This is a genomic window from Pseudoflavonifractor phocaeensis, assembly GCF_021531815.1.
Taxonomy (GTDB): domain Bacteria; phylum Bacillota; class Clostridia; order Oscillospirales; family Oscillospiraceae; genus Lawsonibacter; species Lawsonibacter phocaeensis_A.
Window position 1 is genome coordinate 1 of record NZ_JADYUM010000017.1, and the last position, 12,956, is coordinate 12,956.

A 12,956-nucleotide genomic window follows, 5' to 3' on the forward strand; every position below is an offset into this window, starting at 1 on the left:
AGGCTCTGGTCCATGGAGGCGTGGACCCCGACCGCATCGTGAAGGAGGTCCCCTATCTTGGGGTGCTGCTGAAGAAGAACGAGGACATGGACGCCCTGCGGCGCAACTGGAGATAAAATATGTTCGAGGATTTTCTCTACCTTTTGCGGAGAAATGGCCTTAAAATTTCCCTGACGGAGTGGATGAGTCTGATGGAGGCCCTGGACAAGGGCCTCCACAACTCCAGCTTCACCGGGTTCTATCACCTGTGCCGCTGTCTGCTGGTGAAAAGCGAGGCGGACTTTGACCGCTTTGACCGGGCCTTTCTGGAATATTTTAAGGACGTACCCTTCCAGCAGGAGGTGTCCCAGGAGCTGCTGGACTGGCTCAACCGCCCCGACGTACTGAACGACTACGCCAACTGGGACGAGGAGCAGGCCCTGAAAAACATGGGCCTGTCCGAGGACGAGATCGAAAAGATGCTCCGGGAGCGGATGGAGGAGCAGGACTCGGAACACAACGGCGGCAAATACTGGGTGGGCACCCACGGCATGTCCACCTTCGGCAACGCTGGCCTGTCCCCCAAGGGCATCCGGGTGGGGGGCCAGTCCATGTACAAGCGGGCCTTCCGGGTGGCGGGGGAGCGGAAATTCCGGGATTTCCGCCGAGACAATACCCTGGACACCCGGCAGTTCCAGGTGGCCCTGCGGAAGCTGCGGCAGTTCTCCGGCCTGGTGGACCTGCCCCCCACGGAGTTCGACGTGGACAACACCATCCAGGACACGGCGGAAAACGGCGGACTTTTAAAGGTCCGCTACAAGCGCCCCCGGGAGAACACGGTGAAGGTGCTGCTGCTCATGGACTCGGGCGGCTCCATGGACTACTACTCCCAGCTGTGCTCCGCCCTGTTCCAGGCGGTGAGCAAATCAGGCCACTTCAAGGACCTGCGGGTGTACTACTTCCACAACTGCGTCTACGCCCGGCTGTACAACGACCCCACCCTCATGAGCCGGAACAGCGTCACCACCGACTGGGTGCTGTCCAACATCGCCACCGACTGGAAGGTGATCTTCGTGGGGGACGCCCAGATGGCCCCCTATGAGCTGATGGGGGGCTACTACGGCCGCAGCAACCCCGACGGTCCCCAGTGCGGCCTGGACTGGCTGCGCATGTTCCGCAGCCGGTACCAGAACGTCATCTGGCTCAACCCCAGCCGCCGCCCCCAGTGGGGGGCCTACTGGTCCGACACCTACGACACCATCGCCCGGGAGTTCCCTATGTTCCCCCTCACCGTGGACGGCCTAGAGGAGGGCATGAAAAAGCTGCTGGCAAGGTGACCCGCCGGTGCCCGCCGTTTTCTCCTTCCCGCAACCATATAAAAACCGGATGGCCGACATTCTTCGGTCATCCGGTCTTACTCTTTTTCCCCTTTTCCGCCGGGGATGAGTTCATAGATTCGCTCTGCCTTGGGAGGCTCCCCACCCGCCGCCTTCCATCCAGCGGCGAAGGCCAGCCGAACCATGGAAAACAGGTAATTTTCCGCCTCGTCGTACTCATGACGGTCTAGAAAACTGGCGAAGGCGTCCTCAAACTCATTGGAGTACATACCATCACTCCTTAAAGCGATTATAGGCGATAAGGTCGGATTCGTCAATATTCAATCCTACTAAATGGTATAGTTGGGTTGGGTGAGATCAAATGAAGATGAAACCACTGAAAACCAAAATCAGCATTACATTGGACGACCCTGTTTTAGACCAGATCAAAGAATTGGCCGACCTGGAGGACCGCTCCCTGTCCAGCTATATCAATCTGGTCTTGAAAGCCCACTTGGAGACTCTAGACCGGGAAAAATAGGGCAAAACCACTCTAAAAACTCGGTTTTCCCCTTGACAACCCCGGTTTTCTGTACTAAAATGGCCCATAACAGCGTTGACAGAGAACAGTACCCCATGTCCGGGCGGCAGAGAGAGGGCGGTTGGTGCAAGCCCTACGACGGCATGGTGGGAAAGGCCCTCTGGAGCGCGGGCAGGAAATGGCCCGCCGGTCCCCGCCGTTACCGGGAAAGAGTGCGCATCAGCCAGATGCGAATTCAGGTGGAACCACGGACATTTTATGTTCGCCCTGAGCCGACACAGCCGGCTCAGGGCGTTTTTGTTTATAGCGTCTGAGGCCGTGAGCAGGGGAGATAACGCCGGAGGCGGAGAAGTTATCGACCCGGTCGCGAACGTGCCGAGGCGTGAATGAGTGTCTCTGAGCCAAAACTCAATTTGAAAAGGAGACAACCGACATGAAAAACACCGAAAAGACCATGGAAAAAATCGTGACCCTGTGCAAGGGCCGCGGCTTCATCTTCTCCGGCTCCGAGATCTACGGCGGCCTGGCCAACACCTGGGACTACGGCCCTCTGGGTGTGGAGCTGAAGAACAACGTGAAGAAGGCCTGGTGGAAGAAGTTCGTCCAGGAGAACCCCTATAACGTGGGTCTGGACGCCGCCATCCTGATGAATCCCCAGGTCTGGGTAGCCTCCGGCCACGTGGGCGGCTTCTCCGACCCCCTGATGGACTGCAAGGAGTGCAAGGAGCGCTTCCGCGCCGACAAGGTCATCGAGGACTGGTGCCAGGAGAACAAGTTTGACCTGGGCCACAGCGTGGACGCCATGAGCCAGGCCCAGATGAAGGAGTTCATCGAGGAGCACGAGATCTGCTGCCCCACCTGCGGCAAGCACAACTGGACCGACATCCGCCAGTTCAATCTGATGTTCAAGACCTTCCAGGGGGTCACTGAGGACGCCAAGAACACCGTCTACCTGCGGCCCGAGACCGCCCAGGGCATCTTCGTCAACTTCCAGAACGTCCAGCGCACCACCCGGAGAAAGCTGCCCTTCGGCGTATGCCAGGTGGGCAAGTCCTTCCGGAACGAGATCACCCCGGGCAACTTCACCTTCCGTACCCGCGAGTTCGAGCAGATGGAGCTGGAGTTCTTCTGCAAGCCCGGCACCGAGCTGGAGTGGTTCGCCTACTGGAAGCAGTTCTGCCACCAGTGGCTGCTGAACCTGGGCATGAAGGACGAGAATTTACGCCTGCGCGACCATGAACCGGAAGAACTCTCTCATTACTCCAACGCCACCACCGACTTCGAGTTTGTCTTCCCCTTCGGCTGGGGCGAGCTGTGGGGCGTGGCCTCCCGCACCAACTTCGACCTGACCGCCCACCAGAAGACCTCCGGCAAGGACATGTCCTACTTCGACCAGGAGGCCAACGAGCACTATATCCCCTACGTCATCGAGCCCTCCCTGGGCGCCGACCGCGTCACCCTGGCCTTCCTGGTGGATGCCTATGACGAGGAGGTGGTGGACGCCGAGAAGAACGACGTGCGCACCGTCCTGCGCCTGCACCCCGCCCTGGCTCCCTTCAAGTGCGCCGTGCTGCCCCTGTCCAAGAAGCTGGGCGACAAGGCCCGGGAGATCCAGACCGAGCTGTCCAAGTATTTCATGGTGGACTACGACGACGCCGGCTCCATCGGCAAGCGCTACCGCCGCCAGGACGAGATCGGCACCCCCTACTGCATCACCGTGGACTTTGAGACCGTGGGCGACGACAAGACCCCCGCGGACAACGCCGTCACCATCCGGGATCGGGACACCATGGAGCAGGTCCGCGTACCTATCTCCGAGCTGAAGGCCTGGCTGGAGGAGAAGCTGGCTTACTAAGCCCTTTTCCACATTTTACCGGGACGTGTTGCTTCACGTCCCGGTTTCTTCATTTTTCGAGGCGGTTTCCGAGCCCCCCCCCTGAACGGGTGGAGGTTGATCACGCCCTGGACGCCGCTCCAGTAGGGCCCGATGCCCCCATCGGGCCGCGTCGCCTCTTGCTTCCTTTCGGCCTGCTCCAAACTTCCTCTTGACAGCGGTGTCCTACAAGTGTAAGATGTGATTATACTACATCTGTAGGACAGGAGGTTTTTCCATGAAGCTGACGGAAGCGGAGTGGGCGGTACTGGATGTGCTCTGGACGGGGGAGCGGTTTTCCCTGGGGGAGCTCACCGGCGCCCTGAAGCCCATCAAGGGCTGGAACAAAAACACGGTGTACACCTACCTCACCCGGATGGAGGGGAAGGGATTGGTGTCCATCGACCGCAGCCACCCCAAGCCCTACGGGGCGGCGGTGAGCCGGGAGCAGTGCGCCCGGACGGAGCGTGAGGAGCTGCTGTCCAAGGTCTACGGCGGGGCGGCGGGGGACCTGATCGCCGCCTTTTTGAAGGACTCCTCCCTGTCCCGCCAGGAGGCGGAGCGGTTACGGCAGATGCTGGACGACATGGAGGTGTGACCGTGAGCAATATCTGGGGATTTCTGCTCCAAACGCTGTCTGTGTCCCTGACGGCGGCCCTGCTGCTGGCGGTGAAGTGGCTGCTGGCGGATAAATTATCCCCCCGGTGGCAGTACGGGGTGTGGTCTGTTCTGACCCTTCGGGCCCTGATCCCGGCGGGGACGGCCCGGAGTCTGCTTCCCGCCCTGCCCCTGTGGCTGGAGACCGGGAAGGGCATGGCGGAGGGGCGGCTCTCCTCCGCCTATTCCGCCGTCTACCGGCCCATCCACCTGGACCACGTGTTTCCCGTTCTCTCCGGACCCCCCGTCAGCCTCACCGACTGGCTGCTGGTGGTTTACGCCGCCGGGGTGGTCCTGTTTCTGGCCTGGTACCTGTTTTCCTACCTCCGGCTGCGGCGGCTGCTGGCCCGGGGTACCCCCGCCGGGGCGGAATTGGAGGCTCAGCTGGCCCGGGTGGGGGAGCGGTACGGCCTGCGGCCCTGCCGGGCGGTCCGGGTCCGGGGTCTGCCCTCCGCCTTTGTGTGCGGGGTGCTCCGCCCGGTGCTGGCGGTCCCCGAGGGGGAGGCGGTGGATGACAAGGTCCTCCTCCACGAGCTGCTCCATCTGAAACACCGCGACGCCCTCCAGAGCCTGGGCTGGGCCCTGCTCCGTTCCCTCCACTGGTGCAACCCCTTTCTGTGGTATGTCTTTGACCGGGTGGGCAACGACATGGAGTCCTTGTGCGACCAGCGGGTGCTGGAGCAGCTGGAGGGGGAGGAGCGGCGGGAGTACGGGAAAATTCTCCTCTCCATGGCCAACGACCGCTACCCCCGGGCCCCCGGCACCACCTCCCTCTCCAACGGCGGGAAGAACATCGCCCGGCGCATCACCGCCATCGTCCGGTTCAAGAAGTACCCCCGGGGGATGGCTCTGGTGTCAGTGTGCGCGGCGCTGGTGCTGGCCAGCCCCGCCCTCTACGGGACGGCGGCGGCCTACGGCTTTTCCGATTTTTCCCCCGCCTGGGCCAAAGAGCTGGACAGAGCCATGGCCATGGCCCGGATCAACCGCTGCACCACCCTGGCCGGGGCATTGGACACCTACGCCAAGGGGCTGATCGAGGCCAACGGCGTCTACATCGCCACCGCGTCCCCCCTGTCCAGGCATCAGCAGCTGGAGGCGGAGATGCGCCGCAGCGCGGAGGAGGAGGGCTGGGTGGCCTACCACCTGGACCGTGGCCCCTGGCTGGACGGCATTGAAAAAATGAAAGGCTACACCATTTGCGACATCACCCCGGCGGAGGACGGCAGGTTTCACGCCTGGCTGGAATTCCCCGTCAGCTATTTTCTGTCTGAAAGCGGAGAAGGCTTTGTCAAAAATGAGGGCGGAGAGACCCTGGGCGGCTCCGTCCTGGTCCCCGTCTCTGTCTGGGAAGAAGACGGCTGGGTGGTGGAGGAAGCGGGGGAGCGGGTGTGCTCCTACCGGAGCTACGGCCAGGTCCAATATTACGGCGACGCCATCCCCTGGCTCCGGGAGCTGACCGCCCAGTCTCCCCACGGGACGGTCACCATCCAGAACCGGACGGTTTATACCATCGACAACCAGAACCAGGCCGACGGCTTCTTCGGCTGGACTTCCTTCAATTTGACCCCCATGGTGGACGCCCAGTGGCAAGAGGCGTGGATTTATCTTTCCTACCACTATATTCCGGGAGATTCCCTTTCCTCCCAGCCCCGGGAGTACGCCGGCATCATGGTGGCGGAGCTGGACGACCCGGACCAGGAGGTGGAGTTCCCGGCCATGCCTGTGGGCAGCCAGGGGGGCGCCAGCAGCGGACCCAACGGGGAGTTTGACTGGAACAGCGTCCCGGTGACCGGAGAGGACTGGGGCGGCGCGGTCTCCGGAGGGGGCGGCACCTATGCGGACCAGTGGGGAGACGGCCCCGTCTCCCTTCCGCCGGCTTACCGGGTGCGGCTGTACTGGGACGGAAACATGGTGGAGGAACTGACCTTGACGGAGGAGGGCGCCCTATGAACGAGGAGAACAAGCTGGACCTGTGCATGGCGGTGAAGCAGATCGCCTGGGGGTATGTCCTCCTTCACTTCAATATCAACCTGGGGACCTTCAACATGCTCCCCAACTGGCTGGGGTACCTGCTGATGGTGGAGGCCCTGTCCGCCCTCAGCCAGGAGGAGCCCTCCGCCGCCCTCCTGCGGCCCCTGGGCCAACTGCTGGCAGGGTGGGAGGGGCTGTGCTGGGTCATGGCCGTTTTCAAGCAGGAGTTCTCTTTTCCCCTCCTGAACGCCGCCGCCGCCGCGGCCACCCTCTATTTCCACTTTCAGTTGCTCACCGACCTGGCTATCGCCGCCCGGAACCACCAGTGTCCCCAGGAGAAGCGCATTCTCCGCCTGCGGACGGCTCGGACCCTGCTGGTCACCCTGTTGGCCCTGCCCTTTCCCTGGGAGCGGCACCAGTTCCTCACCGTGGTCGTCGCCCTGGTCTACATGGCGGCGGCGGTCTGGATCTGCTCGGTGCTGTTCTCTCTGAACGGCTCTCTGCGGGAGGAGCAGACCGGGGGCCCGGCTTCAGACGCGCTGTGACCTACCCTACCTATCGCTTCCGCTTTCTTGAGGGCCCCATGTGGCCGCCCAACGGACCCCACAAGACCTGTCCCTGCTGCATACAAAAAGGCCGCCCGGCTGGGCGGCCTTTTTTGATGGAATAAAGAGTTTACTCCTCCACCTGGACCACAGGGGCCTCAGGGGCGTTCCGGCCGATGGAGTCGATGCCATTGAGGCAGCTGGCCTTTGCCTTGTAGCCCTCGCCGGTGGCGATGATCTCCCCGTTCTTGGCTTTCAGACGGAAGCGGAATTCGCCCGCCTTGTCCTTGTACACCTCATACTTGGGGTGGGTCAGCGTCTCAAAGCCCTCCTTGGTCTGGTCCTCCACATGGGCGGCGCAGTTCTTCCGGACGCTCTCCACGCCGTTCTTGCAGCTGTCCAGGCTGGAGTAGGTCTCGCTGGTGGCGATGACCTGTCCATTGGTGGCGATCAGGTTGAACCGGAACCCTCCGTTCTTGGTCTGCTTGATCTCGAATTTGCTTGCCATGTCTGTTTGCCTTCTTTCTTTCTGTATATTTTCTGGCCCTCTGGCCCTGAAAACAACATGGATGAATGGGGCATCGCTGGATCGCAAATGGGGCCTCTGAATCGGATCAGGTGCTTCAGTCACTTGTACTTCTGACTCTCCGCTACAGCCAACTGGTCGCAGCGGTTATTGTAGGGGTTTTCCGCATGGCCCTTGACCCAGTGGAGGTGGACGGTGTGGTAGTCGCACAGGTCCAGCAGCCTGCCCCACAGGTCGGGGTTCAGGGCGGGCTTCTTGTCCGACTTCACCCAGCCCCGGGCCCGCCAGCCCTTAGCCCAGCCCTTGCCCAGACCGTCGATGACATATTTGGAGTCGGACCACAGCTCCACCACACAGGGCTCCTTCAAGGCCTCCATGGCAGTGATGACGCCGGTGAGCTCCATGCGGTTGTTGGTGGTCTGCCGTTCGCCCCCGGACATCTCCTTCTTGTGAGGACCGTACATGAGGATGGCCCCCCATCCTCCGGGACCGGGATTGCCGGAACAGGCCCCGTCGGTGTATATGGTAACAGTTTTCATTTGGTTCTCCGTCCCTGCCTTTCCCCCTGTGGGGGAAGGCTTTTCAAAGGTCCCTCAAAATCTCCTGGCGCTTCTGCTTATACTCCTGGTCGGTGAGCAGCCCGGCGCCTTTCAGGGTCTCCAGCTGCTCCAGCCGTTTCTGGGTGCTGAGGGCGGTGGAGGGGATATGGTCGTGGGCCTGGGCGGCGGGGGAGAAGGGAGCCTCCACCTGGGTAGGCCCGTCCTCCTCGATGTGGATCTCCGGACCGGCGTACTTTTTGCCAAACGCCTGAAATCCGTTCATGACGGTGATGGCGATCGCGGCCAGAGTCCACAGGACGCCGAAAGCCCCAAAGATGGGGATGACCACAAACAGGCCGATGAGAATGAAGATGCCGCCCCACACGATTCCGAAAACGCCCTGGGCCTTACCGGGCCGGTAGGTCACTCTTTTTTTCATAAATGCTCCTTTTTACCGGGCGGCCCCGCGGGACCGCCCCCGGGGATCAGTCTGCCTCTGGATTTCCATCCGCTTCCGCGGTCTGCACTTCTTCGCTTTCCTCCCGGTCTGCAAGGGCCAGGGAGATGACCCGGTCCCCCTCCTCCTTGAAGCGCATGACGATGACGCCCTGGGTGGCCCGGTTGGCGGTCTCCTTGATGGTGTCCACATGGGTACGGATGAGGATGCCGCTCTGGGTGACCAGCAGCAGGTCCTCCGAGCCGTCCACCACCTTGATCCCCACGATCTTGCCCGTCTTCCCGGTGACCATATAGTTCTTGATGCCGATGCCGCCCCGGTTGGTGATCCGGTACTCCTCCACAGGGGTGCGCTTGCCGTAGCCCTTCTCAGTGATGGTCAGGACGGTCTTGCCGGCGGTGGCCCGGGCGGCCCCCACCACATAGTCCCCCTCCCGGAGGCGTATGCCCCGGACGCCCACGGCGGTGCGGCCCATGGGCCGGACGTCGTTTTCGTCGAAGCAGATGGCCATGCCGTCATGGGTGGCGATGAGGATCTTCTGGTTTCCGTCGGTCTCCCGGACAGAGATCAGCTCGTCCCCCTCGTCCAACGTCAGGGCCCGGATGCCGCTCTGGCGGATATTTTTCAGGGCGGTGACGGGCAGGCGCTTGACGGTGCCGTCCCGGGTGACCATCATCAAAAACAGGTCCTCGTTTTCAATGGACCGGGTGTGGATCATGGTCTGGACCCGCTCGCCCTGCTCCACCTGGAGGATGTTGACGATATTGGTGCCCTTGGCGGTCTTGCCGCTCTCAGGGATCTGGTAGCCCTTCTTGCGGTAGACCTTGCCCGTGTCGGTGAAGAAGAACAGGTAGTCGTGGGTGGAGGCGGTGAACACGTCCACCACATAGTCCTCCTCCCGGGTGGTGATACCCTTCTTGCCCATGCCGCCCTTGGACTGGGCGGTGTACTCGCTCACCGGGGTGCGCTTGATATAACCCGCCTGGGTCAGGGTGAAGACGCACTGCTCCTCCTCGATCAGGTCCTCGATGTCGATCTCGTCCTCCACGTCCTGGATCTCGGTGACTCGCTCGTCGCCGTACTTGTCCCGGATTGCGGACAGCTCGTCCTTCAGCACGCCCCGGAGCATCCCCTCGTCGGACAGCAGCTGCTGGAAGTAGGCGATGCGCGCCTCCAGCTCCTTGTACTCGTTTTCCAGCTTCTCCCGGTCCAGACCCTGGAGGGCTTTCAGGCGCATGTCCAGAATGGCCTGGGCCTGGACGTCGTCCAGGTCAAAGCGGGTCATCAGGTTTTGCTTGGCGTCGTCGTAGCTCTCCCGGATGATCTTGATGACTTCGTCGATGTTGTCCTGGGCGATGAGCAGGCCCTCCAGCAGATGGGCCCGCTCCTGGGCCTTTTTCAGGTCGTATTTGGTGCGGCGGATGATGACCTGCTCCTGGTAGGCGATATACTCGTCCAGAATGTGGCGCAGGGACAGGATGCGGGGCTGGAGCTTGCCGTTGACCTCCACCAGAGCCAGCATGTTGATGGCAAAGGTGGTCTGGAGCTGGGTCTGGCTGAATAGGCGGTTGAGCACCACCTGGGGGTTGGCGTCCCGCTTCAGCTCGATGACGATGCGCATGCCGTTGCGGTCGGACTCGTCCCGGATGTCGGAGATGCCATCCAGCCGCTTGTCCTCCACCTGCTCGGCCATATTCTTGATGAGCATGCGCTTGTTCACCTGGTAGGGGATCTCGGTGATGACAATGCGGGTGCGGTCCTTGCCGAACTCCTCAAACTCATGCCGGGCCCGGACCACCAGACGGCCCCGGCCGGTGGCGTAGGCCGCCCGGATGCCGGACCGGCCCATGATGATGCCCCGGGTGGGGAAGTCGGGGCCCTTGATATGCTCCATCAGGTCGGAGAGGGTACACTCCGGGTTGTCCAGAACGCAGATGGTGGCGTTGATGACCTCGGTGAGGTTGTGGGGCGGGATATTGGTGGCCATGCCCACGGCAATGCCGCTGGAGCCGTTGACCAGCAGGTTGGGGAACCGGGAGGGGAGCACCTTGGGTTCCTTCCGGGTCTCGTCAAAGTTGGGGTCCCAGTCCACCGTGTCCTTGTCGATGTCCCGGAGCATCTCGTCGGAGATCTTGGACAGGCGGGCCTCGGTGTAACGGTAGGCGGCCGGGGGATCGCCATCCACGGAACCGAAGTTGCCGTGGCCGTCCACCAGCATGTAGCGCATGGAGAAGTCCTGAGCCAGACGGACCAGGGCGTCGTAGACCGACTGGTCGCCGTGGGGGTGGTAGCGGCCCAGCACGTCGCCCACGCAGGTGGCCGACTTCTTGAAGGGCCGGTCCGCCGTCAGGTTGTCCTCGTACATGGCGTAGAGGATGCGGCGGTGGACGGGCTTCAGACCGTCCCGCACGTCGGGCAGGGCCCGGCCCACGATGACGGACATGGCGTATTCAATATAGGATTGCTCCATCTCCGGAACCAGGGGGGAGGTGACGATGGTCTGGTTCGGGTAACGGATCTCCTCGGGATCGTATTGGGGCTTTTTGCTCATTTATGGTGTTCCTCCTTATGGAAGAGTACGTTTTTTAATAATCCAGGTTCACCGCGTACTTGGCGTTTTTCTCGATGAACTCCTTCCGGGGCTCCACCTTTTCGCCCATGAGGACGTTGAAGGTGGCGTCGGCGGCCACGGCGTCGTCCAGCTCGATGCGGCGCAGGGTGCGCTTCTCCGGGTCCATGGTGGTCTCCCACAGCTCGTGGGGGTTCATCTCGCCCAGGCCCTTGAACCGGCTGATGTCGATCTTCACATTGGGATTGCCGCCCCGCATTTCGGCGGAAATGGCGTCGCGCTCCTCGTCGGAGAAGGCCACCCGGGTGGTCTTTCCCCGGGTCAGCTTGTACAGGGGGGGCACGGCGGAGTAGACGTAGCCCTGCTCAATGAGGGGCCGCATGAAGCGGAAGAAGAAGGTGAGCAGCAGAGTCCGGATGTGGGCGCCGTCCACATCGGCATCGGCCATAATGATGACCTTGTGGTAGCGCAGCTTGGCCAGGTCAAACTCGTCCCCGATGCCGGCCCCCAGGGCGGTGATGACGGGCTGGAGCTTGTCGTTGCCGTAGACCTTGTCCGCCCGGGCCTTCTCCACGTTGAGCATCTTGCCCCACAGGGGGAGGATGGCCTGGAACCGGGAGTCCCGGCCCTGGGTGGCGGAGCCGCCTGCGGAGTCGCCCTCGACGATATAGATTTCAGTGAGCTCCGGGTTATTCTCGTTGCAGTCCCGCAGCTTGTCGGGCATGGCCGCCCCGCCCAGGGCGGTCTTGCGGCGGATGGACTCCCGGGCCTTCCGGGCGGCCTCCCGGGCCCGGTTGGCGGTGAGGGCCTTGTCCAGAATGGCCCGGCCCACGGCGGGGTTCTCCTCCAGGAAGGTCTCCAGCTTCTCGGACACAATGGCGTTGACCAGGGTGCGCATCTCGCTGTTGCCCAGCTTGGCCTTGGTCTGGCCCTCGAACTGGGCCTCGGTGAGCTTCACCGAGATGACCACCGTCAGACCCTCCCGGCAGTCCTCGCCGGACACCTTCTCGTCGTCCTTCAGCAGCTTGATCTTCCGGCCGTAGGCGTTGAGCACCGAGGTCAGGGCTCGCTTGAAGCCCTCCTCATGCATGCCGCCCTCGGGGGTGTGGACGTTGTTGGCAAAGGACACCATGATCTCGTTGTACCCGTCATTGTACTGCATGGCCACCTCGGCCATGGAGTCCTCTTTGGCCCCGGACATATAAATGACCTGCTCATGGAGGGGGTCCTTGTTCTTGTTGATGAAGGTGACAAATTCCCGGATGCCGCCCTCATAGCACATGTCATCCTCCTGCTCCTTGCCGGGACGCAGGTCCACGGTCTGGATGCGCAGGCCGGCGTTGAGGAAGGCCTCCTCCCGCATGCGGGTGTGGAGGGTCTCGTAGTTATACTCCAGAGTGTCGAACATCTCCGGGTCGGGCTTGAAGGTGACGGTGGTACCGGTGCGGTTGGTCTTGCCCACCACCTTCATTTCCTGGGTGATCTTACCCCGGGAGAACTTCATCTCGTAGATCTGGCCGTTCTTGTGGACCTGGACCTCCAGCCATTCGGACAAAGCGTTGACCACGCTGGCGCCCACGCCGTGGAGGCCGCCGGACACCTTGTACCCGCCGCCGCCGAACTTGCCGCCGGCGTGGAGGATGGTGAAGACCACCTCCAGGGCGGGCTTGCCGGTCTGGGGCTGGATGTCCACGGGGATACCCCGGCCGTTGTCGGTGACGGTGATGGTGTCCCCGGGATTGATGGTCACGGTGATGTCGGTGCAGTAGCCCGCCAGGGCCTCGTCGATGGAGTTGTCCACGATCTCATAGACCAGGTGGTGCAGGCCCGACTCGCTGGTGGAGCCGATATACATGCCCGGGCGCTTCCGGACGGCCTCCAGGCCCTCCAGGACCTGGATCTCAGAGCCGCCATACTCATGGTCCACCTGGGTGGAAGTCAATTCGTTCAGTTCTTCAGACATAATTTACCTCCAATGGGTTG

Annotated in this window: 12 protein-coding genes and 1 other annotated feature; of the genes, 6 read left to right on the forward strand and 6 right to left on the reverse strand. The window is 62.3% G+C overall.

The window, feature by feature from the left end:
- The first annotated feature begins 119 nt into the window (after nucleotides 1-119).
- Nucleotides 120-1,316: a vWA domain-containing protein gene (locus I6E42_RS10205; protein ID WP_235371834.1), complete on the forward strand. Its 1,197-nt coding sequence runs from the start codon at nucleotides 120-122 to the stop codon at nucleotides 1,314-1,316.
- Nucleotides 1,317-1,393: 77 nt separating this feature from the next.
- On the opposite strand, the gene I6E42_RS10210 is transcribed toward I6E42_RS10205, so the two are convergent.
- Entirely contained in the window at nucleotides 1,394-1,585 is a 192-nt protein-coding gene (locus I6E42_RS10210) for a hypothetical protein (protein WP_235371835.1), read from the reverse strand.
- A gap of 92 nt (nucleotides 1,586-1,677) precedes the next feature.
- Between I6E42_RS10210 and I6E42_RS10215 the strand changes: the two genes are divergently transcribed.
- The 5 genes from I6E42_RS10215 to I6E42_RS10235 all read left to right on the forward strand — a co-directional run bounded on the left by I6E42_RS10215 (nucleotide 1,678) and on the right by I6E42_RS10235 (nucleotide 6,882).
- Nucleotides 1,678-1,836, forward strand: a complete 159-nt coding sequence (locus tag I6E42_RS10215) for a ribbon-helix-helix protein, CopG family (RefSeq protein WP_412761305.1) — start codon at nucleotides 1,678-1,680, stop codon at nucleotides 1,834-1,836.
- 66 nt (nucleotides 1,837-1,902) lie between these two features.
- Nucleotides 1,903-2,109, forward strand: a binding site (T-box leader).
- Nucleotides 2,110-2,269: 160 nt separating this feature from the next.
- Entirely contained in the window at nucleotides 2,270-3,691 is a 1,422-nt protein-coding gene (locus I6E42_RS10220) for a glycine--tRNA ligase (RefSeq protein ID WP_235371836.1), read from the forward strand.
- 256 nt (nucleotides 3,692-3,947) lie between these two features.
- Entirely contained in the window at nucleotides 3,948-4,307 is a 360-nt protein-coding gene (locus tag I6E42_RS10225) for a BlaI/MecI/CopY family transcriptional regulator (protein ID WP_235371837.1), read from the forward strand.
- A gap of 2 nt (nucleotides 4,308-4,309) precedes the next feature.
- Nucleotides 4,310-6,316, forward strand: coding sequence for a M56 family metallopeptidase (locus I6E42_RS10230; protein ID WP_235371838.1), 2,007 nt, complete (start codon nucleotides 4,310-4,312; stop codon nucleotides 6,314-6,316).
- The gene (locus I6E42_RS10235) at nucleotides 6,313-6,882 is read left to right on the forward strand and encodes a hypothetical protein (protein WP_235371839.1); all 570 of its coding nucleotides are present in this window, start codon (nucleotides 6,313-6,315) and stop codon (nucleotides 6,880-6,882) included. Before I6E42_RS10230 ends, I6E42_RS10235 begins: the two co-directional genes overlap by 4 nt.
- Nucleotides 6,883-7,012: 130 nt before the next feature.
- Here I6E42_RS10235 and I6E42_RS10240 read toward each other — a convergent pair whose 3' ends face one another.
- The 5 genes from I6E42_RS10240 to gyrB all read right to left on the reverse strand — a co-directional run bounded on the left by I6E42_RS10240 (nucleotide 7,013) and on the right by gyrB (nucleotide 12,936).
- On the reverse strand, nucleotides 7,013-7,390 hold the full coding sequence (locus I6E42_RS10240) for a YegP family protein (RefSeq protein ID WP_235371840.1): 378 nt from the start codon (nucleotides 7,388-7,390) through the stop codon (nucleotides 7,013-7,015).
- 119 nt (nucleotides 7,391-7,509) lie between these two features.
- The gene (rnhA, locus tag I6E42_RS10245; protein WP_235371841.1) at nucleotides 7,510-7,947 is read right to left on the reverse strand and encodes a ribonuclease HI; all 438 of its coding nucleotides are present in this window, start codon (nucleotides 7,945-7,947) and stop codon (nucleotides 7,510-7,512) included.
- Nucleotides 7,948-7,990: 43 nt separating this feature from the next.
- Entirely contained in the window at nucleotides 7,991-8,386 is a 396-nt protein-coding gene (locus I6E42_RS10250; protein WP_235371842.1) for an SHOCT domain-containing protein, read from the reverse strand.
- Nucleotides 8,387-8,432: 46 nt separating this feature from the next.
- Nucleotides 8,433-10,955: a DNA gyrase subunit A gene (gene gyrA / locus I6E42_RS10255; protein WP_268841966.1), complete on the reverse strand. Its 2,523-nt coding sequence runs from the start codon at nucleotides 10,953-10,955 to the stop codon at nucleotides 8,433-8,435.
- Nucleotides 10,956-10,989: 34 nt separating this feature from the next.
- On the reverse strand, nucleotides 10,990-12,936 hold the full coding sequence (gene gyrB / locus I6E42_RS10260; protein ID WP_235371843.1) for a DNA topoisomerase (ATP-hydrolyzing) subunit B: 1,947 nt from the start codon (nucleotides 12,934-12,936) through the stop codon (nucleotides 10,990-10,992).
- Nucleotides 12,937-12,956: the final 20 nt, after the last annotated feature.